Origin of the sequence: Tersicoccus phoenicis, assembly GCF_001968835.1 — a bacterium.
In the GTDB taxonomy this organism is placed as follows: Bacteria; Actinomycetota; Actinomycetes; order Actinomycetales; family Micrococcaceae; genus Tersicoccus; species Tersicoccus phoenicis.
This window is the reverse complement of record NZ_MRDE01000009.1, coordinates 1-22,979: the sequence shown is the minus strand read 5'-3', so window position 1 is coordinate 22,979 and position 22,979 is coordinate 1. Positions and strand designations below refer to the sequence as shown.

Annotated in this window: 21 protein-coding genes and 1 pseudogene; 7 read left to right on the top strand and 15 right to left on the bottom strand. The window is 73.5% G+C overall.

The genetic code is table 11. The annotated features are described in order from the left end of the window. Positions 1-34 precede the first annotated feature (34 nt). A complete protein-coding gene (locus BKD30_RS01670) occupies positions 35-808 on the top strand; it encodes an IclR family transcriptional regulator (RefSeq protein ID WP_083955912.1) in 774 nt (257 codons plus the stop codon). A gap of 18 nt (positions 809-826) precedes the next feature. Here BKD30_RS01670 and BKD30_RS01665 read toward each other — a convergent pair whose 3' ends face one another. From BKD30_RS01665 to BKD30_RS01655, 3 genes are all read right to left on the bottom strand, one after another. Continuing rightward, the gene (locus BKD30_RS01665) at positions 827-4,039 is read right to left on the bottom strand and encodes an AAA family ATPase (RefSeq protein WP_076701110.1); all 3,213 of its coding nucleotides are present in this window, start codon (positions 4,037-4,039) and stop codon (positions 827-829) included. After that, a complete protein-coding gene (locus BKD30_RS01660; RefSeq protein WP_076701108.1) occupies positions 4,036-5,211 on the bottom strand; it encodes an exonuclease SbcCD subunit D in 1,176 nt (391 codons plus the stop codon). Before BKD30_RS01660 ends, BKD30_RS01665 begins: the two co-directional genes overlap by 4 nt. Positions 5,212-5,312: 101 nt before the next feature. Next, positions 5,313-6,422 carry an aquaporin gene (locus tag BKD30_RS01655; RefSeq protein ID WP_076701105.1) on the bottom strand — a complete coding sequence of 370 codons (1,110 nt, stop codon included), beginning with the start codon at positions 6,420-6,422 and terminating at the stop codon, positions 5,313-5,315. A 97-nt stretch (positions 6,423-6,519) separates the two neighbouring features. Here BKD30_RS01655 and BKD30_RS01650 point away from each other — a divergent pair, with 97 nt between their 5' ends. Continuing rightward, complete coding sequence (locus tag BKD30_RS01650; protein ID WP_076701102.1) at positions 6,520-7,677, top strand: ADP-ribosylglycohydrolase family protein; 1,158 nt, start codon at positions 6,520-6,522, stop codon at positions 7,675-7,677. A gap of 31 nt (positions 7,678-7,708) precedes the next feature. Here BKD30_RS01650 and BKD30_RS01645 read toward each other — a convergent pair whose 3' ends face one another. Then, positions 7,709-8,428 carry a 3'-5' exonuclease gene (locus BKD30_RS01645; RefSeq protein ID WP_076701100.1) on the bottom strand — a complete coding sequence of 240 codons (720 nt, stop codon included), beginning with the start codon at positions 8,426-8,428 and terminating at the stop codon, positions 7,709-7,711. A gap of 115 nt (positions 8,429-8,543) precedes the next feature. Between BKD30_RS01645 and BKD30_RS01640 the strand changes: the two genes are divergently transcribed. Next, positions 8,544-9,287 carry a DedA family protein gene (locus tag BKD30_RS01640; protein ID WP_076701096.1) on the top strand — a complete coding sequence of 248 codons (744 nt, stop codon included), beginning with the start codon at positions 8,544-8,546 and terminating at the stop codon, positions 9,285-9,287. Between the two features lie 10 nt (positions 9,288-9,297). Here the strand turns inward: BKD30_RS01640 and rdgB are convergent, their stop codons facing one another. The 6 genes from rdgB to clpS all read right to left on the bottom strand — a co-directional run bounded on the left by rdgB (position 9,298) and on the right by clpS (position 13,571). After that, positions 9,298-9,930: an RdgB/HAM1 family non-canonical purine NTP pyrophosphatase gene (gene rdgB / locus BKD30_RS01635; protein WP_076701093.1), complete on the bottom strand. Its 633-nt coding sequence runs from the start codon at positions 9,928-9,930 to the stop codon at positions 9,298-9,300. Beyond that, positions 9,927-10,700: a ribonuclease PH gene (rph, locus tag BKD30_RS01630; protein ID WP_076701091.1), complete on the bottom strand. Its 774-nt coding sequence runs from the start codon at positions 10,698-10,700 to the stop codon at positions 9,927-9,929. Before rph ends, rdgB begins: the two co-directional genes overlap by 4 nt. A 30-nt stretch (positions 10,701-10,730) precedes the next feature. After that, positions 10,731-11,552, bottom strand: a complete 822-nt coding sequence (locus BKD30_RS01625) for an MBL fold metallo-hydrolase (protein WP_328586884.1) — start codon at positions 11,550-11,552, stop codon at positions 10,731-10,733. Continuing rightward, positions 11,549-12,598: a glutamate racemase gene (murI, locus tag BKD30_RS01620; RefSeq protein WP_083955911.1), complete on the bottom strand. Its 1,050-nt coding sequence runs from the start codon at positions 12,596-12,598 to the stop codon at positions 11,549-11,551. Before murI ends, BKD30_RS01625 begins: the two co-directional genes overlap by 4 nt. 89 nt (positions 12,599-12,687) lie before the next feature. Further along, positions 12,688-13,248 carry a DUF2017 domain-containing protein gene (locus BKD30_RS01615; protein ID WP_076701085.1) on the bottom strand — a complete coding sequence of 187 codons (561 nt, stop codon included), beginning with the start codon at positions 13,246-13,248 and terminating at the stop codon, positions 12,688-12,690. Next, positions 13,248-13,571 (bottom strand): ATP-dependent Clp protease adapter ClpS, encoded by a 324-nt coding sequence (gene clpS, locus BKD30_RS01610; RefSeq protein WP_076701083.1) that lies wholly within the window; start codon positions 13,569-13,571, stop codon positions 13,248-13,250. Before clpS ends, BKD30_RS01615 begins: the two co-directional genes overlap by 1 nt. 82 nt (positions 13,572-13,653) lie before the next feature. Here clpS and BKD30_RS01605 point away from each other — a divergent pair, with 82 nt between their 5' ends. Genes BKD30_RS01605 through BKD30_RS01590 form a run of 4 tightly spaced genes read left to right on the top strand, consistent with a single transcriptional unit; the run spans position 13,654 to position 17,039 of the window. Then, positions 13,654-15,039: a nicotinate phosphoribosyltransferase gene (locus BKD30_RS01605; RefSeq protein ID WP_076701081.1), complete on the top strand. Its 1,386-nt coding sequence runs from the start codon at positions 13,654-13,656 to the stop codon at positions 15,037-15,039. Then, entirely contained in the window at positions 15,036-15,722 is a 687-nt protein-coding gene (locus BKD30_RS01600; protein ID WP_083955910.1) for an isochorismatase family protein, read from the top strand. Before BKD30_RS01605 ends, BKD30_RS01600 begins: the two co-directional genes overlap by 4 nt. An 18-nt stretch (positions 15,723-15,740) precedes the next feature. Beyond that, on the top strand, positions 15,741-16,538 hold the full coding sequence (locus BKD30_RS01595; protein WP_076701078.1) for an SDR family oxidoreductase: 798 nt from the start codon (positions 15,741-15,743) through the stop codon (positions 16,536-16,538). Between the two features lie 42 nt (positions 16,539-16,580). Continuing rightward, complete coding sequence (locus BKD30_RS01590; protein WP_076701075.1) at positions 16,581-17,039, top strand: DUF3817 domain-containing protein; 459 nt, start codon at positions 16,581-16,583, stop codon at positions 17,037-17,039. Between the two features lie 208 nt (positions 17,040-17,247). Here the strand turns inward: BKD30_RS01590 and BKD30_RS01585 are convergent, their stop codons facing one another. From BKD30_RS01585 to BKD30_RS16590, 5 genes and pseudogenes are all read right to left on the bottom strand, one after another. Then, complete coding sequence (locus tag BKD30_RS01585; protein WP_076701073.1) at positions 17,248-18,918, bottom strand: FAD-binding dehydrogenase; 1,671 nt, start codon at positions 18,916-18,918, stop codon at positions 17,248-17,250. A 41-nt stretch (positions 18,919-18,959) separates the two neighbouring features. Then, positions 18,960-20,747 carry a DEAD/DEAH box helicase gene (locus BKD30_RS01580; protein ID WP_076701317.1) on the bottom strand — a complete coding sequence of 596 codons (1,788 nt, stop codon included), beginning with the start codon at positions 20,745-20,747 and terminating at the stop codon, positions 18,960-18,962. A gap of 43 nt (positions 20,748-20,790) precedes the next feature. Further along, positions 20,791-22,191: an MFS transporter gene (locus BKD30_RS01575; RefSeq protein WP_076701070.1), complete on the bottom strand. Its 1,401-nt coding sequence runs from the start codon at positions 22,189-22,191 to the stop codon at positions 20,791-20,793. 33 nt (positions 22,192-22,224) lie between these two features. After that, on the bottom strand, positions 22,225-22,542 hold the full coding sequence (locus BKD30_RS01570; protein WP_076701068.1) for a DUF3039 domain-containing protein: 318 nt from the start codon (positions 22,540-22,542) through the stop codon (positions 22,225-22,227). 336 nt (positions 22,543-22,878) lie between these two features. Then, positions 22,879-22,979 (bottom strand): annotated as a pseudogene (locus BKD30_RS16590) (AAA family ATPase); the annotation flags it as partial.

Genomic DNA, 22,979 nt, shown 5'->3' with positions numbered 1-22,979 from the left:
GCCGGGCCGGTCGCCAGCGGAGGAGACGGAGCGGATGAGCCCAGCCGGGCACGGGGACGAGGCGGCCACCGAGGCGGACGGACCGGTCACGACGACGCGCTCCAGCACCAGGGCGGGGAGTTCGCACGCTCAGACCCTGTCGCGCGGGGTACGGATGCTCGAGGTGCTCGCCGACGCCGAGGCGCCGTTGTCGATCGGCGAGATCGCCGCCGCGCTGGGGGTGCACCGTTCCATCGCGTACCGGATCCTGCGCACCCTGGAGGAGCATGCGCTGGTGGTGCGCGACGACGCCGGGAAGGTCCTCTCGGGCCCCGGTCTGGCGGTACTGGCCCGGTCGGTCGCGCGTTCCTTGCAGTCGGCCGCGCTGCCGGTGCTGACCGAGCTGTCCGGTGACCTGGGGCTGACCGCGTTCATCGCGGTGTGGGACCAGGTGGACTGCGTCACGCTGGTGACCGTGGAGCCCAACACGCACGGGGCCACGCTGGCGCAGCGCCCGGGCACGCGGCAGTCGTTCGCGGCCGGCGCCCCGAGCATCGCGATCCAGTCGGCCATCAGCGAGGAACAGTGGCGCACCATCGACCCCTCCTCGCCCTACCGGCCGGAGGCGCGGCTGGCCCGCGAGCGCGGCTACGCCGTCAGTTTCGACGAGGTGATCCCCGGGGTCGGATCCGTGGCGGCGCCGATCCTCCGTCCGGGGCTGACCCCCGCCGCCGTCGCCGTCGTCCATCTCGGCCGCCGGGACGACACGGCGGCCATCGGCGCCCGCCTCACCCGGGCGGCCGCGCACATCCAGCGCCACCTGACCTGACGGTTCCGATCCGGCCCGTCAGGCGGCGGGTGCGGCGACGCGGACGGCGACCCGGGACCCGGTGCGCTGCTTGACCACGTCCAGCTGGACGGGGATCCGGTGCTTGAGATCGGCCACGTGACTCACGACGCCGACCACCCGGCCCCGGTCCCGCAACCCCTCCAGCGCCTCCATCACGTCGTCGAGCGATGCCTCGTCGAGCGAACCGAACCCCTCGTCGACGAACAGGGTGTCGATGTCCAGGCCGCCCGCCTCCTGCTGGACGACGTCGGCCAGCCCGAGGGCGAGGGCGAGGGAGGCCATGAACGCCTCTCCGCCCGAGAGGGTGCTCGTCTCCCGGCTGATGCCCGTCCACCCGTCCTGTACCACCAGGGACAACCCCGACTTGGCGTTGCCCTTGACCCGTGCGTCGCTGTGGTTCAGGGTGTACCGGCCGCTGCTCATCGTCAGCAGCCGTTCGCTCGCGGCGGCGGCCACCTGTTCGAGCCGGGCCGCGAGGACGTAGGAGGTCAACGTCATCCGCAGAGCGTTCTCCCCCAGGCCGCGAGCGGTGTCTGCGAGGGAGCGCAGCATCCGTGCCCGCTCCCGCTCGGGACCGACGGCGGCGAGCAACTCCCGCTCCTGATCGACGAGCGTGGATAACCGGCTCAGCCCGCGGTCCAGCAGCCGCTGCCGCACCTCGGCGTCGGCCACGCCAGCACGGGCGGCTCCGATCCTCTCCTCGACGCGCGCCAGGTCCCGCGGCGACGGGGTGGCGACGCCGGCGGCCTCGTCAGCCAGTGCCGCAGTGACCGAGGCGCTGGCGAATGCCTCGTCGGTGCGGTCCTTCCGGCGCTGGTGGGCGGCGATCGCCGTGCGCAGCGCCGCTGCCTCGTCGTCGCCCAGCAGCGCCACGCGGGCCGTGGCCTCGCTCGCGAGGCCGTGCTCGTGCAGTGCCTCCGCCAGGGCGGTGGCCGCGTCCGTGCGGGTCCGTTCGGCGGTCGCCCGCGCGGCCAGGGCCTCCCGCCACCGGGCCAGCCGATCGCATCGGGCGGTCAGATCGGTGAGCCGGTCGGCCAGCGTCGGGTAGCCGGCACGCGCGGCCACCAGCTGGGCGTCCAGCTGCTCGGTGCGGGCCCAGCACTCCTCGATCCGGGCGGTCACCGCGCCCAGCTCGGCGCGGGCGCGCTCGGCCGCCTGGCGGGCGGACTCCGCGCCGATCCGCAGCCGGGCCAGCTCGCCGTCCACCCGGTTCGCGTCGTCGCGCGCCGTGGTGGACTCCGCCGCGGCGAGCCGGGCGGTCTCGTACGCGTCGGTCGCGCCGGGCACGTCCGTGCCGCCGGCCACCGCGTCGAGAGCGGCGATCCGGCGGGCGACGTCCGCGGCGACGGACTGGGCCCGGCCGGCGGCCGCCTCCACGGAGTCCAGCCGGTCCCGAGCGGCCTGCTGGTCCGCTTCGGTGGGCACGTCGGTCTGGCCCGCGCCGGCGGGTGCGGGATGCTCCAGCGACCCGCAGACCGGGCACTGCTCGCCGGCGGCGAGCCGGCCGGCCAACTCGGCGGCGGCGTGGTCGAGGCGTCGTTCGACGATGTCCAGCCACGCCTGGCGCGCGTCCTGCGCGGTCGACCGAGCGGACAGGGCGTCCCGCTCGGCGGATTCGGCCGCGCGGCGCTCGGCGACCAGACGGGTCGCGGCCTCCAGGACGGCGGCGGCTCGCTCGACGGCGGCGGTGCGGGCGGCATGCTGCACGGCCACCGCCCGCGTCGATTCCTGCTGCGCGGCCAGCTCGGTCAGCCGGGCCTCGGCGGTCGTCGCGGCGCGTTCCTGGTCGGCGGCCTCCGCACGCAGCCGGTCCGCGTCGACCCCGAGGGCGTGCCCGGTGGCCTGGACGGCGGCGAGATCCTGCTCCAGCGGCAGACGCGCCTCGAGCACGGCGGCGTCGGACCGCCCGGACGTCAGGGCGGCCTCGACCCGGGACAGCAGCGCCGCCGTGGTCGACGACCCGGCCACCTTCTCGCTCGCGCCCGCGCCGGGAGCACCCAGATCCTCGACCAGATCCTCGGCGGCTCGGGCGGTCCGGGCCGCGTCGGCCTCGGCGGCGCCGGTGGTGGCCAACTGCCGGTCGGCCCGGTCCAGCGCATCCAACTGGCCGCTGACAGCGGTGGCACGGTGGTGGTCGTCGAGCCGGGCCCGGCGCGCGGCGGCGTCCTGGTGCTGGGCCTCCACCGCGGCCCGGTCCCGGCGCGCGTCGGCGAGTCGGCGGTGCCGGTCGAATCGTTCGGCTGCTTCGGCGCCCGTGTGTTCGACATCGGCGAGTTCCTGCCGCCGGAGCTCCAGCGCGTCGACGGCGGTGGCCCGGTAGGTGCGGACCGCGTCGCGCAGATCGGTCAACGAGCGACTCTCCTCGGCACCGCCGCAGACCCCCTCGCCGGCAGTGCCGTCCGAGCCCTCGACGCCGTCCTCGTCAGGATCCTCGATGCCGGCCTGCTCCGCCTCGTCGTCCAGATCCGCCTCGTCGTCCAGATCCGCCTGCGGATCACCACGGGAGGCGCCGTGATCGACCGGTAGCGGGAGCGGCAGGTCTGCCCACAGGTCCCAGCCCTGCCGGACCAGCAGTTCGAGCCGGGTCTCGTCCTCCCCCACGCGGGCCTCGGCGTCCGCGGCGTCCTGCGCCAGCCGCTGCTCGAGATTCCCGTACCGGTCCGTGCCGAACAGCTTCTCCAGCAGGTCCTCCCGCTCCGACGGACGGGCCTGGAGGAACCGCGCGAATTCGCCCTGCGGCAGCATCACCACCCGTGTGAACTGGTCCTTCGACATGCCCAGGGTGTCCAGGATCTCGGCTCCGACCTCGTCCGCCCGGGTGCTCCGCGGCGCCCAGGTGCCGTCCTCGAACACCTCCAGGCTGACCTTCGCGTTCTCGGGCACCATCCGGGCCGCACCGCGGCGCGCGGGTCGCTCCCAGGCGGGCGCCCGCGTCACCCGCAGGCGTCGGCCGCGAGCGGTGAAGTCGAGGCTGACCGATGGCGCGGCGTCGGGTGCGGCGTGGTCACTGCGCAGGTTCCGGGCGTTCTGCCGTTCGCCCGGGACCGACCCGTACAGGGCGAAGCAGATGGCGTCGAGCACACTGGTCTTGCCCGCGCCGGTCGGCCCGTTGAGCAGGAACAGCCCCTGCTCGGACAGGGCGTCCATGTCGATGTGCTGGGCGGTCGCGAACGGCCCGAAGGCCTCGACGTCGAGCCGGTGGATCCTCATCGGGCCGCCTCCGCGATCGAGACGGCGTCCAGCGCGGCGGCGAGCGCGGCACGTTCCTGTGCCGACGGCGGCCGGGAACGCACGTGGTCGAGGAATCCGGCGCTGACCTCGAGGTCGTCGACGGCGGTGGCCACCCGCGAACTGTAGGTGGTTCGCTCCCGCGGTGCGGCGCCCTGCGGGTCGAACTGCAGCACCAGCGTGTGAGGGAAGCGCTCGCGGAGCCGATCCATCGCCATCATGGGCCGCTGCGGATCGGTCAGCGTGACCTGGCACCAGGCGTCCTCGGCGCCGGCGTGGGCCGGGTCGGCGAGCAGCTCGTCCAGCGGGCCGCGCAGGGTCGCGAGCGCGCGGGCGGTCGGTACGGTCACCGGGTCGACCGCGCGCAGCCCGTCCGGTCCGACGTCGAGGAGCCATCCGCCTTTGGCCTGCCGCGCCTCCGAGAAGGAGTACGGCAACGGCGAGCCGCTGTACCGGACGTTCTCGCGCAGCCGCTGCCGGCCGTGCAGGTGACCGAGAGCGACGTAGTCGAAACCCTCGAACACGGGCACCGGGATCTGGCCGAGGCCGCCGCTGGCGAGTTCTCGTTCACTGTCGGACTCCTCGGCCCCGGCGACGAACGCGTGGCACATCAGGACCGACCGCACGGGTGGGGTGCTTCCGGCCGCTGCGGACAGGGCGGCCAGGTGGTCCCGGACCAGGCGCAGGGCCGCCGTCATGACGGCGGGGTGGCCGGGCCGGTCGACGCCGAGCCGGTCCGCGACCAGTCGAGGCTCGAGGTAGGGCACGGCGTAGACGGCGATGTCCGCCCCGCCGGGCTCGGTCAATCGCACCGGATCGGTCAAAGCATCCAGACCGGTGCGCACGTGCACGCCACCGCGGGAGAGCACCCGGTCGGCGAAGCCCAGCCGGATCGGTGAATCGTGATTGCCGGAGGAGAGAATCACCTCCGCCCCGGCCGCGGTGAGCCGGTCGAGCGCGTCCGAGAAGAGCTGGACCACCTCCACCGACGGCAGCGCACGATCGTAGACGTCCCCACTGATCAGGACCGCACGGACTCCCTCGGACCGCACGATCCCGACGAGCTGATCGACGAAACGCCGTTGCTCGGCCAGCATCCCGACACCGTGGAAGGAGCGGCCCAGGTGCCAGTCGGAGGTGTGCAGAATCTTCATACCTTCACGCTAGAACGGCACACCGACAGAACCGGGGTGCCCCGCCGCGACCCCCGGACGAGCACTGCGACGGGCCCCGCCGGTGACCGCTCGACGACGGGTCAGGAGCCTCCGTCGCGGTGGTCGAAGAAGTTCCGGACCTCACGGTCGTGCGCCGACTCGGCACCGGGATCCGTCCGACCGGTTCCGGGCTTCGGCGGTGCGGGCGCGTTGCGCGGGCGCTCGGCGGAGGCCGCAGTGACGGGAGCGTCCGTGTCCTCCGCGTTCGTGTCCTCCGCGTCCTCGCCTTCCCCGTCTCGCGGGGTGACGGAGAGGAAGCTGCGGAACACGAGACCGGCGAGCAGACCGCCGAGCAGCGGCGCCACCCAGAAGGCCCAGAGCTGCTGCACCGCCCACCCCTCGGCGAAGATCGCCGACCCGGTGGCCCGGATCGGATTGATGCCGCCGTTGGAGATCGGGGCGATCGCAGCCAGGACGACCGTCAGCCCGAAGCCGGCGGCGAGGGCGGCCAGCAGGTTGTTGGCCCGGCGGGCGGTGGCCCCGAGGACGACCGCCACGAACAGGGCGGAGGCGACGATCTCGGCGAGCAGCACGCTCGTGAGCGGGAACTGAGCCGGTGATCGGCTGTCGTAGCCGTTGGACAGGGCCGTGAACACCTGAGGCAGGGTGCCGCCGAGCTGCGGGTGCACCCGCAGCACCAGGTACAGCAGCCCGGACGCGGCGAGACCGCCGACCAGCTGGCCCAGCAGGTAGGACGGCGTGTGGGCCCAGCGGGTGCGGCCGGCGATCGCCGCACCGAGGGTGAGCGCCGGGTTGAAGTGGCCGCCGCTGATGTGCCCGAAGGCGAGGACGCCCACGGTCATGGCCAGGCCCAGCGCGACGGGCGCGGGGACACCGCCCGTCTGGACCAGCAGGCCGGACAGCACGGCGCCGAGGCCGCCGAAGACCAGCAGGAAGGTTCCGATGGCCTCCGCACCGGCACGCGCCCACGGCCCGGCACCCGGGCCGAGGATCTCGGTGGCCATGCCCTCCTTGGTCGCGGCCACGGGCACGGGTGCGGCGAGGTCGCCGACGCCCGCAGCGGCGCCCGACGCGCGGCGACCGCCCGTCGTGGCGGCGTGGGGGACGGTGGTGCTCGTGGCCCCCGCGTTCGGGTCTGCCTCGCTCCGGGGGTCGGCGGGCTGGGGGGTGCGGCCAGGATCGGCGGCCATGCGGTCCTCGATTTCGTCGTCGGTCGCGGCCCGGCGTCGTCGCGCCGGGAACCACGCGATTACCCGTCGAGACTATCGTTCGAGTGTGCCTGCATCGATGTCGTCCCCGCGTGGGGATCTTCACACCGCGTCCCCGACCACCCCACAGCCCGCCCCCGACGGCGGAGAAGACGGCGGAGAAAACACCGCGCGGCGTGCACCCGAGCACGCCGACCGGGTACGCGGCTGCCTCCTCGCCGGCGCCGTCGGTGACGCCCTCGGTTACGCCGTCGAGTTCGACCACTGGCCGCAGATCGTCCGCCGCTACGGGCCGGCCGGTCTGACGACGCTCACGGACGTCGCCGAGCCCGTGATCTCGGACGACACGCAGATGACACTGTTCACCCTGGAGGGGCTGAGCGAGGCGCTGCGCTGGGCCAACGAGGGTTCGGCCGCCGACGAGTCGGCGTGCCTGTGGTTGGCCTACCTGCGCTGGTTCCGCACGCAGGGAGAGCCGCTGCCCGCCGCGGCCCCGCAGCCGCCGGCGACGTGGCTGGAGTCCGAGCCGCTGATGCGGCACCGGCGCGCGCCCGGCAACGCCTGCCTGAGCGGACTGGGCTCCGGGGCGATGGGCACCGCGGAACGGCCGGTGAACCCGGACGCGAAGGGATGCGGGACGGTGATGCGGTCCGCGCCGTTCGGCCTCGTCCCGCACGTGGCGGTCCCCGACTTGGTGCGCCTGGCGGCCCGCGGCTCCGCGTTGACGCACGGCCACCCCACGGCGGGCGTCGCCGCCGGCGCCCTGACCGGGATCATCGGTCGGGTCGTACGCGGGGCGGACCTGGCCGTGGCGGTCCGCGAGACGATGACGGCCCTCGCCGAGGGCGCAGAGAACGCGGTGGAGACCCATCGGGCGTTGACGGCAGCGGTCGACGCCGCCGCAGCGGACCGCGACGTCGACGTGCCCCTGGACCCGCCGCGGCTGTCCGACCGGTTCGGCGGCGGCTGGGTCGCAGAGGAGGCCCTGGCGATCGCGGTGTACTGCGCGCTGGTCGACGCCGACGACGACCCACAGGTCCACCTGCGGCGGGCGCTCGTGCGCGCCACCAACCACGACGGCGACAGCGACTCGACCGCCGCCATCACCGGCAACCTCATCGGTACCCTGCGCGGCACGGCGGCCCTCGACCCGGCCTGGATCGGCGCGCTGGTGGAGCGCGACGTCGTCGACCGGGCGGTCGACGAGTTCCTCCACGCGCTGGCCGGCGGCCGCTGAGCGGCGGCGCCGCTGACCGCCGAGCCGCCGCTCAGCCGGTCAGGCGCAGGCCCTCCCCCACGGCGACGGCGTCCCGCCCGCGGGCCGGCCATTCGTCGGCGTCGTGCCGGCGGAACCGCCCGTCCACGACGGTGAACAGGGCGAGCTGCTGCGGACCGGTACCGCGCTCGGAACCGACGCCCTGGTTCCCCCAGGCGGTCGCCGGCAGGGCCAGGCGGGAGAAGAGCGTGGTCAGGTCGTCGACGGCGTGCCGGCGAGCCACATCGATCATGATGCCGGCGCACGCCCGGGCGTCCTCGAGGGGGTCGTGGTGCCGGAGCAGCGGAACGCCTGCCTCGGCCGCGACGAAGGGCAACGAGTAGGACGGGAGCCGGTAGGTGCGCCGCGCGAGCCGGACCGTGCAGGCCGACCGGGCGGGAGCCACGGTGACCCGACAGGACCGGGCGGCCTCGGTGTAGACGCCGAGGTCGAAGGCCGCGTTGTGGGCCACCATCAGGTCGCCGTCGACGAACCGTTCGATCCGCCCGAGTGCCTCCGCGGTGGTCTGTTCCCCGGCGACGTCGGCGGCGGTGATGCCGTGGATCGCGATGTTGGCGGGTTCGAAGTGGTCGGCGGCGGGCGGGGGCCGCATCAGCCAGGCGGTCTGGTCGACCACCTGGCCGTCACGGACCTTGACCAGGCCGACGGCGCACGGGGAGCCGCGATGGCCGTTGGCTGTCTCGAAGTCGATGGCCGTGAACGCGATTCCCACGCCGCCACGCTACCGCCCGGTACCCGCGGGGGCCGACGCAACGCCGTCGGCAAGCCCGACGGCACGCTTCCCGCGGCTCAGGATCCCCTCAGGAACCACCCCGTAGTCTTGACCGGTGATCTCGCTGCCCGCGCTGGACCTGACCGCGCTCTCCGCCTCCGCCGTCCGCCCCGTGGCCGGCATCCTCCCGGCCTGGCTGGACCCCAACGTCTTCCTGCGCGACCCGGCGCTCGCCCCGTGGATCGTCCTGCTCGTCTGCGCCTTCGTGTTCGCCGAGACCGGGTTGCTGATCGGGTTCTTCCTGCCGGGCGACTCCTTGTTGTTCACGGCCGGTCTGCTGACCGCGACCGGCACCATCGGGGTCCCGGTGTGGGTGCTCGGCCTGTCCGTGTTCGTGGCCGCGTTCGCCGGCGACCAACTCGGTTACTACATCGGGCACCGCACGGGACCGGCCGTGTTCCGCCGACCCGACTCTCGGATCTTCCGGCAGGAGTACGTCGACCGTGCCCACGAGTTCTTCGAGCGGTTCGGCGGGCGCGCGGTGATCCTCGCCCGCTTCGTGCCGATCGTGCGGACCTTCACGCCCGTCATTGCCGGGGTTGCGAAGATGCCCTACCACGTCTTCATCGCGTTCAACGTGATCGGGGCGCTGCTCTGGGGCGTCGGCGTGACGCTGCTGGGCTTCTGGCTTGGCCAGTTCAGCTGGGTGGGCCAGAACATCGACGTCATCTTCGTCGTCATCGTCGCGATCTCGGTGATCCCGATCGCCGTCGAGCTGCTCAAGGCCCGGAAGAAGCCCCGCACGGCCGATCGCGCCCCCGGAGCCGACGGCGCCCGCGAGGCCAATCGCACCGACTGACGCCCGCCTCTCACCCGGCCAGGACGCGGGTGACGTGCGGAACCAGGGCCCGCATCGCCTGCCCCCGGTGACTGATCGCGTTCTTGCGGGCCGGTTCGAGTTCGGCGCAGCTGTCGGGGTACCCGTCCGGCTGCAGCACCGGGTCGTAGCCGAACCCGTGACCGCCGCGCGGCTCGCGCAGCAGGGTGCCCCGCAGTTCGCCGTGCACGACGACGGGCTCGGCGTCCGCTCCCGGCAGCACCAGGGCGGCCGCGCAGATGAATCCCGCCGCACGGTGCGGTTCGTCGATGTCGGCCAGCTGGGCGAGCAGCAGCCGCAGGTTCGCCTCGTCGTCGCCGTGCCGTCCGGCCCACCGGGCGGAGAAGATGCCGGGGGCTCCCCCCAGCACGTCGACCGCGAGGCCGGAGTCGTCGGCGACGGCCGGCAGACCCGTGGCCGCGGCGACGGCGCGGGCCTTGAGCAGGGCGTTCTCGGCGAACGTCACGCCCGTCTCCCGCACGTCCGGGGCTCCCGCCGCTCCGGCGTCGATCACCTGCGTGTCCACGTCGAGCCCCGGCACCACACCCCGCAGCAGCTCCCGCAGCTCGACCAGCTTGCCCCGGTTGTGGGTGGCGAGGACGAGCCGGGCGGCGGTGCCGGTCATCCCTGGCCCAGGGTGGCGCGCTGGACGGCGGCCAGTTCGGCGGTGCCGGCGAGGGCCAGGTCGAGCAGGGCGTCCAACTCCGCGCGGTTGAAGGGGGCGCCCTCGGCGGTGCCCTGCACCTCGACGAACTGTCCCGAACCGGTGACGACGACGTTCATGTCGGTCTCGGCGCGGACGTCCTCCACGTAGGGCAGGTCCAGCATGGGCACCCCGTCGATGATGCCGACGCTGACCGCGGAGACGGTGTCCCGCAGGGGCCGGGCGGTCGACTTGATCAGTTTCTGGTTGCGGGCCCACGTCACGGCGTCGGCGAGGGCGACGTAGGCGCCGGTGACGGCGGCCGTGCGGGTGCCGCCGTCGGCCTGCAGGACGTCGCAGTCCAGGACGATGGTGTTCTCGCCGAGTTCCCCCAGGTCGATGATGGACCGCAGGGAGCGGCCGATCAGCCGGGAGATCTCATGGGTGCGGCCGCCGATCCGGCCCTTGACCGACTCCCGGTCGGACCGGGTGTTGGTGGCACGGGGCAGCATCGCGTACTCGGCGGTCACCCAGCCGCGCCCCTCGCCCTTGAGCCAGCGGGGCACGCCCCCGGTCAGGGAGGCGGTGCACAGCACCCGGGTGTTGCCGAACTCGATCAGGGCCGAGCCTTCCGCCTGGTTGGACCAGTCCCGGGTGATGCTGATGGGTCGCAGTTCGTCGGGCGCCCGGCCGTCGGACCGGACCACCCCCAGGGCGGCTGCGGACGAGGGGACGGCGGAGGCGTCAGTCATGGTCTCCAGCGTAGTGGCCGCCACCCCGCCTCACCCGGCGTCGACGCGGCCGTCGCCGTGCAGGACGAAGACGTCCCCGGCGGCCACCGTCTGCACCGGGCCGGCGAACGCCTCGCGGGCCTCGGCGCAGCTGCGGGCGGGATCGTTCCACACCGGCAGGTGCGTCAGCGCCAGGCGGTGGACGCCGGCGGCGCGGGCCGACTCACCGGCCCGCAGCCCGGTCAGGTGCACGCCGCGGACGGCGTCGTCCCGACCCTCGTGGTAGGCGGCCTCGCACAGGTAGAGGCAGGCAGCCCGAGCGGCCTCGTCCAGTTCCGGGCAAGCGTCCGTGTCGCCGGAGTAGGCCACCACCGCCTCGGTCCCGTCGTCGCCCGGCCCGCTGATCCGCAGCGCGTACGCCTCCTCCACCGGGTGATCCACGGAGTACGGGGTGACCGTGAACGGACCGATGCGCTCCGGCCGGCGGGCCGCCCACGTGTGGAACGCGAACTCGCGGTGCATCCCCGGGTCCGCGGGCAGCTCGGCGATCAACGCGAGCCGGTCCGCCAGCAGCCCGGCGGCGTAGACCGGGACCGGGCGCCCGCTCCACCCGGCCGGGTTCCAGCGCAGGGCCACGTGCAGGCCCACCAGGTCGAGGTAGTGGTCGGCGTGGGCGTGGGAGATGATCACGGCGTCCAGCTGATCCGGGTCGATGTACCGCTGCAGCGCCCCGAGCGAGCCGCTGCCCAGGTCCATCACGACGTTCCAGGTCCGGCCGTCCACGTCCTGAGCGGACAGCAGATAGCACGACGCCGGGGAGTCGGGCCGCGGGAACGAACCGGCGCAGCCGACCACCGTGACGCGCACGCTCACCGGGCTCCCCCGCCGCCACCGGCACCGATCCGGGTGCGGTGGATGAGCTGATCCGTCGACCGCGCGGCCACCCGGGTGGGAACCGTCATCTCGGCCGCCCGGCTCGCCAGGGATTCCCGCGCGGCGGCGATCATCTCCGGGGTGATCCGGGCCAGGGTGCCGGTCGGGTACCGGGCGGCGACGTGCTCCGCGTGCTCGACGTCGCGCACCTCGGGACCGAGGAAGCGGCGGGCGAGTGCCTCGAACTGGGCGGGATCCCCGGTGGCCAGGAACTGGTGCTGCGGCACCGGACCACCGGCCGGGCGGGCCAGGTCGTGGTCGATGAGGGCCCGGTAGACGTCCTTGGCGGTCTCCTCCGCGCTGGAGACGAGGGTGACGCCGTCGCCCATCTGGTAGGAGATGACGCCGGTCAACAGCGGGTAGTGGGTGCAGCCGAGCACCAGCGTGTCCACGCCGGCGTCCTTGAGCGGGGCCAGGTACTCCCCCGCCGTCGCGAGCAGCTCGGGACCGCTGGTGACGCCCGCCTCGACGTAGTCGACCAACGCGGGGCACGAGGCCGAGGTGATCTGCAGGTGCGGCGCGGCGGCAAACGTGTCCTCGTAGGCGCGGGAGCCGACGGTCGCCGCGGTGCCGATGACGCCGATCCGCCCGTTGCGGGTGGAGGCCACCGCACGGCGGACCGCGGGTTGGATGACCTCGATCACGGGGATGCCGCGCGCGGCGGTGTAGCGCTCGCGCGCGTCGCGCAGGACGGCGGCCGAGGCGGAGTTGCACGCAATGACCAGCAGCTTCACCCCGGCGTCGACCAGTTCGTCCATCACCCCGAGCGCGTTGGCACGCACCTCGGCGATCGGCAGGGGGCCGTACGGGGCGCGAGCGGTGTCCCCGACGTAGAGGATGGACTCGTGCGGCAGCTGGTCGATCACGGCGCGCGCGACGGTCAGGCCGCCGACGCCGGAGTCGAAGATCCCGATCGGGGCGAAGCTGCGGGCGCGCGCCGCCTCGACGTCATCGCTCGACGTCGAGCGGGGGACGGCACGTTTCATTGAACGAAGACTAGCCGTTCCCTGTGCGCCGCCAGAACTTCACGACCCGTCTGCTTGCTCACACCGGTTCCGCCGCCGGCACCGGCCGCTCACCGGTCCAGCGAGCGCAGCAGCGCCTGCATCAGCGTGTCCTGCAGCCAGGTCAGGAAGTTGTAGACGAGCGCGAGGTAGCTCTCCAGGTCGGTCGCCTCCGCCCAGTCGGTGATGTCGTGCAGACGGTTCGCGTCCTCGTCGGTGACGAGGTTCAGCCGGTCCGCCAGCACGAGCCGGACGTCGTTGATCGCCTTCGAGAGAATGGCCGCCTGGTCGGTGTCCAGCTGGATCGGTTCGGCCTCGATCAGCAGTTCCGCGGCACGCAGGCCGGCGGTCTTCTGCTCGCGCAGGCCCCGCTCGGTCAGCCGGCGGAACTCCAGCGCCGCCTCGTCGTCGCCGTCGACGCCGTCGGGCAGCAGCCGCCGCACGGCGGTGTCCTCCGGCACGGTGGCCTCGGCGTCGATGCCGACCAGGGCGGCGAGCGGGTCGTCGTCGGGCGTGGTTCGGGGTTCGAGCATCGAGGCGACGTCACGGAACAGCTTGCCGAGCAGTTCCCGCTCGGCGTCCTCCAGGAAGCCGGTGATGCCGCGGCGGGTGGACCGGAATCCGTGCGCCATCAGCTCTGGTCCGCCCGTCGATAGGTGGCCCACAAGCCGTACCCGTGCATGGCGGTCGTGTCCTGCTCGATCTTCTCCCGGCTGCCGGTCGCGACCACCGAGCGGCCCTGCTGGTGCACCTCGAGCATGAGGGTGTTCGCCCTGGCCTCGGAGTAGCCGAAGTAGCTGCGGAACACCCAGCTGACGTAGCTCATCAGGTTGACCGGGTCGTTCCAGACGATCAGCACCCAGGGCACGTCGGCTTCGGTGCGGGCGTCCCCTTCGGCCCGTTCCGCCGGCGACGAGAGCGGGGCGGTCTGCTCGGTCGGGGCGGCGATGGACATTCCACCATGGTAGGCCCGGCGGCGCCGGCCTCCTCCCGCGGGCCCGGCCGTTCCGTCGGTGGGGTGACCTACGCTGGACCCCGTGAGCGATCCGACATTCGCGCGCCGGCCGAGTACCGCGCTGTTCACCGATCACTACGAGCTGACCATGCTGCAGGCGGCCCTGCACTCGGGGGCCGCGCACCGTCGTTCGGTGTTCGAGGTGTTCGCCCGCCGACTGCCGAACGGGCGGCGGTACGGCGTGGTGGCCGGCACCGGCCGGCTGCTCGAGGGGATCGCGGATTTCCGGTTCGATCCGGACCAGCTGGCCTTCCTGGAGTCCACGCGGGTGGTCAACGCGCAGACCCTCGACTATCTCGCCGACTACCGGTTCACCGGCTCGGTGCGTGGTTACGCCGAGGGGGAGATGTACTTCCCGAACTCGCCGATCCTCACCGTGGAGGGTACGTTCGCCGAGGCGTGCCTGCTGGAGACGTACGTGCTCTCCGTGCTGAACTACGACAGCGCGATCGCCTCGGCGGCGTCCCGGATGACCCTGGCGGCCGGGGACCGCCCGTGCCTGGAGATGGGCGCCCGGCGGATCCAGGAGGACGCCGCCGTCGCCGCCGCCCGCGCCGCCGTCATCGCCGGTTTCGCCGGCACCTCCAACCTGGAGGCCGGCCGCCGGTGGGGCCTGACCACCATCGGCACGGCGGCGCACTCCTTCACCCTGCTGCACGACGACGAGGAACAGGCGTTCGCCGCCCAGCTGGAGTCGTTGGGTCTGGACACGACCCTGCTGGTCGACACCTACGACGTCGAGGCCGCGGTGCGCACCGCGATCGGAATCGCCGGCGACCGGCTGGGTGCGGTGCGCCTGGACTCGGGGGACCTGGCGGTGCAGGCGCGCGAGGTCCGGGACCTGCTGGACTCGCTCGGCAACCGGGACACCCGGATCACGGTGACGTCCGACCTGGACGAGTTCGCCATCGCCGGCCTGGCCGCCGCCCCGGTCGACTCCTACGGGGTGGGCACCCAGCTGGTGATCGGCTCCGGCGCGCCGACCGCGTCCCTGGTGTACAAGCTGGTGGCCCGGCAGGACGAGGACGGCCGCTGGGTGAACGTGGCGAAGGCGTCGAAGGACAAGGCGTCCGTCGGCGGGGACAAATGGGGTCTGCGCCGCCGGGACGCGGACGGCATCGCCACGGCGGAGGTCGTGCGGATCGGAGGCCGCCCGGAGAACGACGGTGACGACCGCCCGCTGACGCGCGACTTCATCGTCGACGGCGAGCTGGCTCCGGGTTGGACCGGGCCCGACGGCGTGGCCCGAGCGGCCCGGCACCACGCCGCGGCCCGCGCCGAGTTGCCCCGGGCCGTGCAGTCCCTGTCCCGCGGTGAACCGGTGATCCCGACCGTCGTCGAGTCCCCCGGAGCACCCGGGTCGGCCGGAGCACCCGGGTCGGCGGGAGCGGGGGGAGCGGGGTCATGAGCGGGGTCACGAGCGGCGTCACGAGCGGCGTCACGAGCGGCGTCACGAGGCCGGGCACCGGCCGAGCGCTGGTCGTCGTGGACGTGCAGAACGACTTCTGCGAGGGCGGCGCGCTCGCGGTCGCCGGTGGCGCCGCCGTCGCGGAGGGCATCACCCGCTACCTGCGCGAGCACCGGGCCGCGTACGACGTCGTCGCCGCCACCCAGGACTGGCACATCGACCCGGGCCCGCACTTCTCGGATCACCCCGACTTCGTCACCAGCTGGCCGGTGCACTGCGTCGCGGGCACGCCGGGCGCGGAACTGCACCCCGGACTGGACACCACCGGCATCGACGAGCTGTTCCACAAGGGCGAGTACGCCGACGGCTACTCCGGGTTCGAGGCGCACGCGTGCGGGACGGGCGACGCCGGGGCAGCGTCCTCGGCAGCGTCCTCGGCAGCGGGCCGGCCGCGGGACCTCGCCCGGTGGCTGACCGACCACGGGATCGAGGCGATCGACGTCGTCGGCATCGCCACCGATCACTGCGTGCGGGCCACCGCGCTCGACGGCGCCCGGGCCGGGTTCGCCGTCACCGTGCTGACCGACCTCACCGCCGGGGTGGCGCCCGACGCGACGGAGCGCGCCCTGGCCGAGCTGGCGGATGCCGGGGTCACGATCACCGACAGCGGCACCCCGTCATGAGCCCGTCATGAGCACCCGGTGAGCGGCCGGCGTGTGGTCGTGCTCGGCGGGTCGGGGCTGCTCGGCGCCCGCGCCGCGGACACGCTCGCCGGTCGCGGCCACGACGTGCTGCGGGTGAGCCGGTCCACCGGGGTGGACGCGACGACCGGCGTGGGACTGGCCGCGGCCTTCGCCGGCGCCGGGACCGTCGTCGACTGCCTGGACGTGAAGACGGGCCGACGCGCCGCCGCGACGGCGTTCTTCTCCGGGACCGCGGCCCGGGTCGCGGACGAGGCCCGGGCCGCGGGCGTCGGACACGTCGTGTGCCTGTCCGTCGTCAACGTCACCGAGCCGGCCCTGCGGTCGGCGCTCGGCTACTACGCCGGCAAGGCCGCCCAGGACGACGTCTACCGCGGTCGGCTGCTCGATCGACCGGCGGCCGCGGGTTTCACCAGCCTGCGCTCGACCCAGTGGTTCGAGTTCGCCGACCAGTTGCTGCACCGGCTCCGCTTCGGGCACCTGGCAGTGGTGCCGGTGATGCGGGTGCGCCCGGTCGCGGCCGACGCCGTCGCCGAGGCCATCGCCGACGTGGTGGACGAGGGCCCGACGCACGCGGCGCGCACCGTGGACGTCGCCGGTCCCGAGGTACTCGACACCGGCACCATGGCCCGCCGGCTGGCCGAGATCCGGGGCACCCCGGCGGTCGCGACCGTGCCGATGCCCATGCGGGCGCTGCGCACCGGTGGCCTGCTGCCGCCTCCCGGTGCCCGGATCGACCGGCGCACCTTCGCGGCCTGGCTGGCCGGCCAGCATTCCGGAAAGCCGTCCAGTTCCTGAGACAATCGAGGCGACACACCCCCGACCCTCAGGAGTGCCCTCGTGAGCCCCCGCACCCTCTTCCGCCGCCTGGCCCTGATCGAAGCCGTCACGTGGACGCTGCTGCTGATCGGCATGGTGCTCAAGTACGTCACCGGCACCACCGACCTCGGGGTGCGGATCGGCGGAGGCCTGCACGGCCTGGCGTTCCTGTCCTACGTGGCGGCCACCGTCTACGTCGCCGTTGACGGCCGTTGGTCGGCGGGCCGGACGGCGCTCGGCCTGGTCTCGGCCGTGGTGCCGTACGCCACCCTGCCGTTCGAGCGCTCCGCGGAGCGCCGGGGGCTGCTGGCCGACGCCTGGCGGCTGCGCCCGGGCGGTGATGCGCCCCGAACCGCGCTCGAGCGCCTGCTCGGCCTCACCCTGCGCCGGCCGGCCCTGACCGCCGTCGTCGGCGTCGTCGTCGTGCTCGCCGTGTTCACTGCCCTGCTCGTCGTCGGCCCGCCGGTCCCCAGCAGCTGAGCGTTCTCCGCCTTCCCCTTTCCCGCACCCCTTTCGCGCACCCCTTTCGCGCACCCCTTTCGCCGAGTGGTCAATTGATGTCGGTTCTGATCGCGGATCGGCCGCAGAACCGCCATCTACTGACCAGTCGACGGAAAGTCGCTGACCGAGGGGCAGTCGAGGGGGGAGGGGGCGAGGGGGGAGGAGAGCTGGCGCCCTGGTCGCGACGCTAACGGGCCAGGGCCCGCCCGACCGTGCGCCCGGTGAACAGGCAGCCCCCGAGGAACGTGCCCTCCAGCGCGTTGTAGCCGTGCAGCCCGCCACCGCCGAAACCGGCCGCCTCCCCCGCCGCGTACAGGCCCGGGATCGGGACGGCGGCGTCGTCGAGCACCCGCCCGTCCAGGTCGGTCTGCAGCCCACCGAGCGTCTTGCGGGTGAGCACGTGCAGTCGGACGGCGATCAGCGGCCCGGCCGCCGGATCCAGCACCCGGTGCGGGGAGGCCACCCGCATCAGCCGGTCCCCGCGGAAGCGGCGGGCGTTACGGATGCCGACGACCTGCGCGTCCTTGGCGAACGGATTCGCCAGCTGCATGTCCCGCTCGACGATCTGACGGCGCAGCCCCGCGACGTCCAGCAGCGGCCGCCCGGTCAGACCGTTCATCCCCGCCACCAGCTCGTCCAGGGTGTCGGCGACGACGAAGTCCGCCCCGTGCTGCTTGAACGCCTCGACCGGGCCCGGGGCGCCGCGGCCGAGCCGGGTCCGCACCAGCAGCTTCAGGTCGCGGTTCGTCAGGTCGGGGTTCTGCTCGGAACCGGAGAGGGCGAACTCCTTCTCGATCATCTTCTGGGTGAGGACGAACCAGGAGTGGTCGTGCTCGACCAGGTCGGGCGTCGTGCGCAGGTGCCGCAGCGTGGCCAGGGTGTCGTAGCCGGGCAGTGCGGGGAACGCCAGCCGACGGCCGAGCGCGTCGAACCACAGGGGTGACGGGCCGGGCAGGATCCGGATGCCGTGCGCGGGCCACACCGGGTTCCAGTTGGCGATGCCCTCGGTGTAGTGCCACATCCGGTCCCGGTTCACCAGCCGGCCGCCGGCCCGGGCGGTGGCCTCCAGCATCCGGCCGTCGACGTGGGCCGGCACGCCCGTGATCAGGTGGGCGGGCGGCGTGCCGAGCCGTTGGGGCCACCAGCGGCGGATCGCCTCGTGGTCCGCGCCGATCCCGCCGGAGGCGACGACGACGGCGTCCGCGGTGATGCTGAAGTCCCCGGCCGGGTCACGATTGGAGGAGACGCCGCGTGCGGCATCGTCGTCGGCCAGGACCGTGCCGCGCACCCCGGTCACCACGCCGCCGGTGACGACCAACTCGTCCAGCCGGTGCCGGAACAGCAGCCGGACGGCGCCGTCGTCGGCCGCCTGCCGCGCCCGTTGCGCGAACGGGCCGCTGACGCCCGTGCCGGTTCCCCACGGGACATGGAATCGCGGCACCGAGTTGCCGTGACCGGCGGCCCGGCCGTCGCCCCGCTCGGCCCAGCCGACCACCGGGGTGAAGGAGACGCCGACCGAGCGCAGCCAGTCCAGTTTCTCCCCCGCGGCGAACTCGACGTAGGCCCGCGCCCAGCGCCTGCCCCAGTGGTCTTCGGGATGCTCCCCGTCGAGCCGGTCCCAGCCGGCGCTGCCGGACCAGTCCTGCCAGGCCAGCTCGGCGGAATCCCGCACGCCCAGCCGACGCTGCATCGGGCTGTCGACGAGGAACAGGCCGCCGAAGGACCAGTGGGCCTGGCCGCCGAGGTTGTTCGCGTTCTCCTGCTCCACCACGACGACCCGACGGCCGGCGGTGACCAGCTCGTGACAGGCGGTCAGCCCGGCGAGCCCGGCTCCGATGATGACGACGTCGGCATGCATAGGCACCATCATGCACGCCAGGGGCGCAGATGGCCGGGAGCCTACGTCCGGCCGATGAACCAGTTCTGCAGCTTCGCCAGCCGGGTCTTGAGCTGGGCCTCGTCCGCCTGCGCGACGGGCGGTCCTCCGCACAGCCGCCGCAGCTCGGCGTGGATGACGCCGTGCGGGGTGCCGGACCGGGCCGACCACGCCGAGACGTTCTTCGCCAGTTGGTTGCGCAGGTCCTTGAGCATCCGGTGGTCGGGCACGGACGGGCCGGTCGGGGTCGGCCGCGTCGATTTCTGCCGCCGCACCTCGTCGGCCTGGCGCTGGCGCAGCAGCTCGCCGATCTGGTCGGCGTCGAGCAGGCCCGGGATGCCGAGGAAGTCCTGCTCGTGCTCGCCCCCGAGCTCGCCGCCGGTGCCGAACTCGCTGCCGTCGAACAACACCCGGTCGAAGGACGCCTGGGACTCGAGAGCCTCGAACGTCGCCTTCGTCAGGGAGTCCGACGCGCGGTCCTCCCGGTTGGCGGCCGCGAGCTCCGCGTCGTCGAGCATCTCCTCGGACTCGACCTCGATGCTGCTGACCGGTTTGTCGAGGGCGTGGTCCCGCTCGAGTTCCATCTGGTTCGCCAGGTCCGTCAGGGCCGGCACCGACGGCAGGAACACCGACGCCGTCTCGCCGCGCTTGCGGGCGCGCACGAAGCGGCCCACCGCCTGGGCGAAGAACAGCGGCGTCGACGTCGACGTCGCGTACACGCCGACCGCCAGCCGCGGTACGTCCACCCCCTCGGACACCATCCGCACCGCCACCATCCAGCGGCGGTCCGACGTCGTGAACTCCTCGATCTTGCGCGAGGCGGTCTTGTCGTCGGAGAGCACGACGGTCGCCGGCTCGCCCGTCACTCGCTTGAGGATCGCGGCGTAGGCCTTGGCGTCCGTGTGGTCGGTGGCGATGACGAGCGCACCGGCGTCGGGCACGGTGTGCCGCACCTCGGTCAGCCGGCGGTCCGCGGCGGCCAGCACCGACGGGATCCACTCGCCCTCGGGGTCCAGTGCGGTCCGCCACGCGTGGGCGGTGATGTCCTTGGTGGCCCCCTCGCCGAGGTTGGCGGCCATCTCCTCCCCCTCGGCGGTGCGCCAGCGCATCTGTCCCGCGTAGGCCATGAAGATCACCGGCCGGACGACGTGGTCCTTCAGCGCCGGGCCGTAGCCGTAGGCGTAGTCCGACCGGGAGCGGCGGATCCCGTCGGCGTCCTCGACGTAATCGACGAAGGGGATCTGGGCGGTGTCCGAGCGGAACGGGGTGCCGGTCAGGGACAGCCGCCGGGTGGCCGGGTCGAACGCCTCGCGCAGGGCGTCGCCCCACGACAGCGCGTCACCGCCGTGGTGGACCTCGTCGAGGATGACGAGCGTGTTGGCGGCCTCGGTGCGCGCCCGGTGCAGCATCGGCTTGCTCGCGACCTGCGCATAGGTCAGGGCGACGCCGACGAAGTGGTCCCCGTGCCGGCCGTCGGCGTTCTTGAAGTTCGGGTCCAGGGCGATGCCGATCCGGGCGGCGGCGTCGGCCCACTGCCGTTTCAGGTGCTCGGTGGGGGCGACGACGGCGATGCGGCGGACGGTGCGCCGGGCCAGCAGTTCCGCGGCCAACCGGAGCGCGAACGTCGTCTTGCCGGCACCGGGGGTGGCGACGGCGAGGAAGTCCCGGGGGTTGAGCGCGAAGTACTGCTCGAGCGCCTCGGCCTGCCACGCGCGCAGCTTCTGCGCGGTTCCCCACGCGGCGCGATCGGGGTACGCGGGCGGCAGTGAGGCTCCCGCATCGGCCTGGGCTTCGAAGAGCGATTCGTTCATCATCGTGCCGCGCGGTGCGATCCGCGCGCGGCTAGGTCCTTTCTCAGTGCTGGTGGCCGGTCCGCAGCCCCGCCGCGACGGCGAGGAGCGCGAACACGGCGAGGGCGGCCCACATCAGCACGTAGACGACGTTGCCGTCGGTGGCCCGTGCAACGGCGATGCCGAAGATCGTGCCCGCTCCCGCGGTGCCGAGCACGCCGCCGAGCTGGTCGGCCAACTGCATCGAGGAGGCGTTGACGCCGCGATCGGCGTCGGTCGAGTACCGCAGGGTCAGGACCCCCGCGACGGAGGTTCCCACGCCCATGCCGAAGCCGGCGACCGACCAGACGATCATAGCCGCCCACGCACCCCCGGGCCCGGTCGACACCACGGCCAGCACCGTCAACGCCGCGGTCAGCAGGGCCGCCGCGAGGGCCACCAGGCGGTGTGACGGCATCCGCGTGCGGGCCTGCCAGAAGGCGCCCAGGGTCCAGCCGATCGACCCCGTGGTCAGGGACAGCCCGGCGACCGCCGGCGGCGCGCCGTGCACGGTGGTGAGCATCAGCGGCAGGAACGACTCGGCACCGATGAACGCGACGGACAGGCCGAGCCGGGCGCCGAGCACCGCGGGCAGCCCCGCCCCGAACCGGAAGAACCCGGCGGGCATCAGCCGCCGCAGTGTGAGGGCCGCCGCGACGACGGCGAGCACGACGACGACCGTCGACAGGACCGAGCCCGGCCCACCGGGGCGCTCGCCCACCTGCTGGACGGTCGTCTGGGCGATCAGCACGGCACCGGCGAGGGCGAGACCGGCGATCAATCGCCGTCGGGCGGCCGCACCGGTCAGCTCGGGCTGCACCGGCGGCGCGGCACCGCCGAGCCGACGCCGGATCATCAGCACCGCGACGAGGACCACGGGCACGACGCCGGCGAACACCCACCGCCACGAGGCGAACTGGGCGAGCAGGCCCGCGGCCAGCGGACCCACGAGGGACGGCAGCACCCAGGCGGCCGACATCCAGCCGAAGAGCTGGGGCTGCAGCGATTCGGGCAGGCACACCCCGATCAGCACGTACACGGCCACGATCATCAGTCCACCGCCCGCGCCGGAGACCGCACGCCCCGCGATCAGGACGGCGAAGGCCCCCGCGAACGTGCAGGCGAGCAGGCCCACCGTCATCAGGACCAGTCCGGTGAGCATGGCCGGGCGGGGCCCGGCGCGGTCGCACCAGGATCCGGCCAGGACCGTCGCCGCCAGCGAGGCGGTGAGATAGATGGAGAAGGCGAGCCCGTAGGCGGCGGTGCCACCGAGATCGGCGGAGACGACCGGCATCGCCGTCGTCACCGCCATCGCCTCGAACGCGAAGCAGGCGACGATGGCGAGCAGCCCGAGCGTCAGGGCCCGGTGGGGGGACGCGAGCGGGGAGCCGGAGCGGACCGCGCCGGCGTCGGCGCGAGTGGTCACGCGGGGTACGGGCGCATCAGGAACGCCCGCGCATCAGTTGTCGGGGCCCTCGTCGTCGCCGCCGGGGCGCATGCCCTCGTAGATCTCCTTGCACTGCGGGCACACGGGGAAGCGCTGCGGGTCCCGGCCGGGGGTCCAGACCTTGCCGCAGAGGGCGATCACGGGTTCGCCCGAGAGGGCGGACTCCATGATCTTCTCCTTGCGGACGTAGTGGGAGAACCGTTCGCGGTCGCCCGGCTCGAGTTCCTCGCGCTGCTCCTCGCGCTCGATGGTCGCGGTGCCCCCGGCGGGGCGGGACGGCTCGGCCCAGGGGTCGCCGGCGGGCGGGAAGGGATCGTTCGGGAGGGACATGGCGCCATCCTACTCGGCGGGCATGGGACCGCTCTTGCCATCCATCACGTGCTTCCGCAGAGTCTTCAACGGAGCGTCGTGGCCTGCTCCGGGCCAGCGATCGGTTCGGTGTGCAGTCCGCGAAGTACGGTGCCAAGATCTCGTGCCGACTGCCCGAAATCGTCCATTGTGGTCGGCAACCGATGACGGCATTCACGGGAAATGATCGATCCGACCCGTGTCCAGACTCCGAGCAACGCAGTCAGCAACGACACGACGGCGACGACTGCGAGCGACACGAGAGGGATGTGGGCAGCTTCGGTTTGTGTCGTCGTTTTCGCTGTGGTCCGTGTCGGGTCAGGTGGTGCCGATGACGAGGGTGCTGCGGGCGGCTTCGACGACGTCGTTGGTGATGACGTCGAGCTCGTTGATCTTCAGAACGCGTTGGATCTGTGGGA

Bases quoted from the DNA above. Each gene is read 5' to 3' on its own strand.
- BKD30_RS01670 (WP_083955912.1), top strand. From the start codon at position 35: ATGAGCCCAGCCGGGCACGGGGACGAGGCGGCCACCGAGGCGGACGGA.
- BKD30_RS01665 (WP_076701110.1), bottom strand. From the start codon at position 4,039: ATGAGGATCCACCGGCTCGACGTCGAGGCCTTCGGGCCGTTCGCGACC.
- BKD30_RS01660 (WP_076701108.1), bottom strand. From the start codon at position 5,211: ATGAAGATTCTGCACACCTCCGACTGGCACCTGGGCCGCTCCTTCCAC.
- BKD30_RS01655 (WP_076701105.1), bottom strand. From the start codon at position 6,422: ATGGCCGCCGATCCTGGCCGCACCCCCCAGCCCGCCGACCCCCGGAGC.
- BKD30_RS01650 (WP_076701102.1), top strand. From the start codon at position 6,520: ATGTCGTCCCCGCGTGGGGATCTTCACACCGCGTCCCCGACCACCCCA.
- rdgB (WP_076701093.1), bottom strand. From the start codon at position 9,930: ATGACCGGCACCGCCGCCCGGCTCGTCCTCGCCACCCACAACCGGGGC.
- rph (WP_076701091.1), bottom strand. From the start codon at position 10,700: ATGACTGACGCCTCCGCCGTCCCCTCGTCCGCAGCCGCCCTGGGGGTG.
- murI (WP_083955911.1), bottom strand. From the start codon at position 12,598: ATGAAACGTGCCGTCCCCCGCTCGACGTCGAGCGATGACGTCGAGGCG.
- BKD30_RS01615 (WP_076701085.1), bottom strand. From the start codon at position 13,248: ATGGCGCACGGATTCCGGTCCACCCGCCGCGGCATCACCGGCTTCCTG.
- clpS (WP_076701083.1), bottom strand. From the start codon at position 13,571: ATGTCCATCGCCGCCCCGACCGAGCAGACCGCCCCGCTCTCGTCGCCG.
- BKD30_RS01600 (WP_083955910.1), top strand. From the start codon at position 15,036: ATGAGCGGGGTCACGAGCGGCGTCACGAGCGGCGTCACGAGCGGCGTC.
- BKD30_RS01585 (WP_076701073.1), bottom strand. From the start codon at position 18,918: ATGCATGCCGACGTCGTCATCATCGGAGCCGGGCTCGCCGGGCTGACC.
- BKD30_RS01580 (WP_076701317.1), bottom strand. From the start codon at position 20,747: ATGAACGAATCGCTCTTCGAAGCCCAGGCCGATGCGGGAGCCTCACTG.
- BKD30_RS01570 (WP_076701068.1), bottom strand. From the start codon at position 22,542: ATGTCCCTCCCGAACGATCCCTTCCCGCCCGCCGGCGACCCCTGGGCC.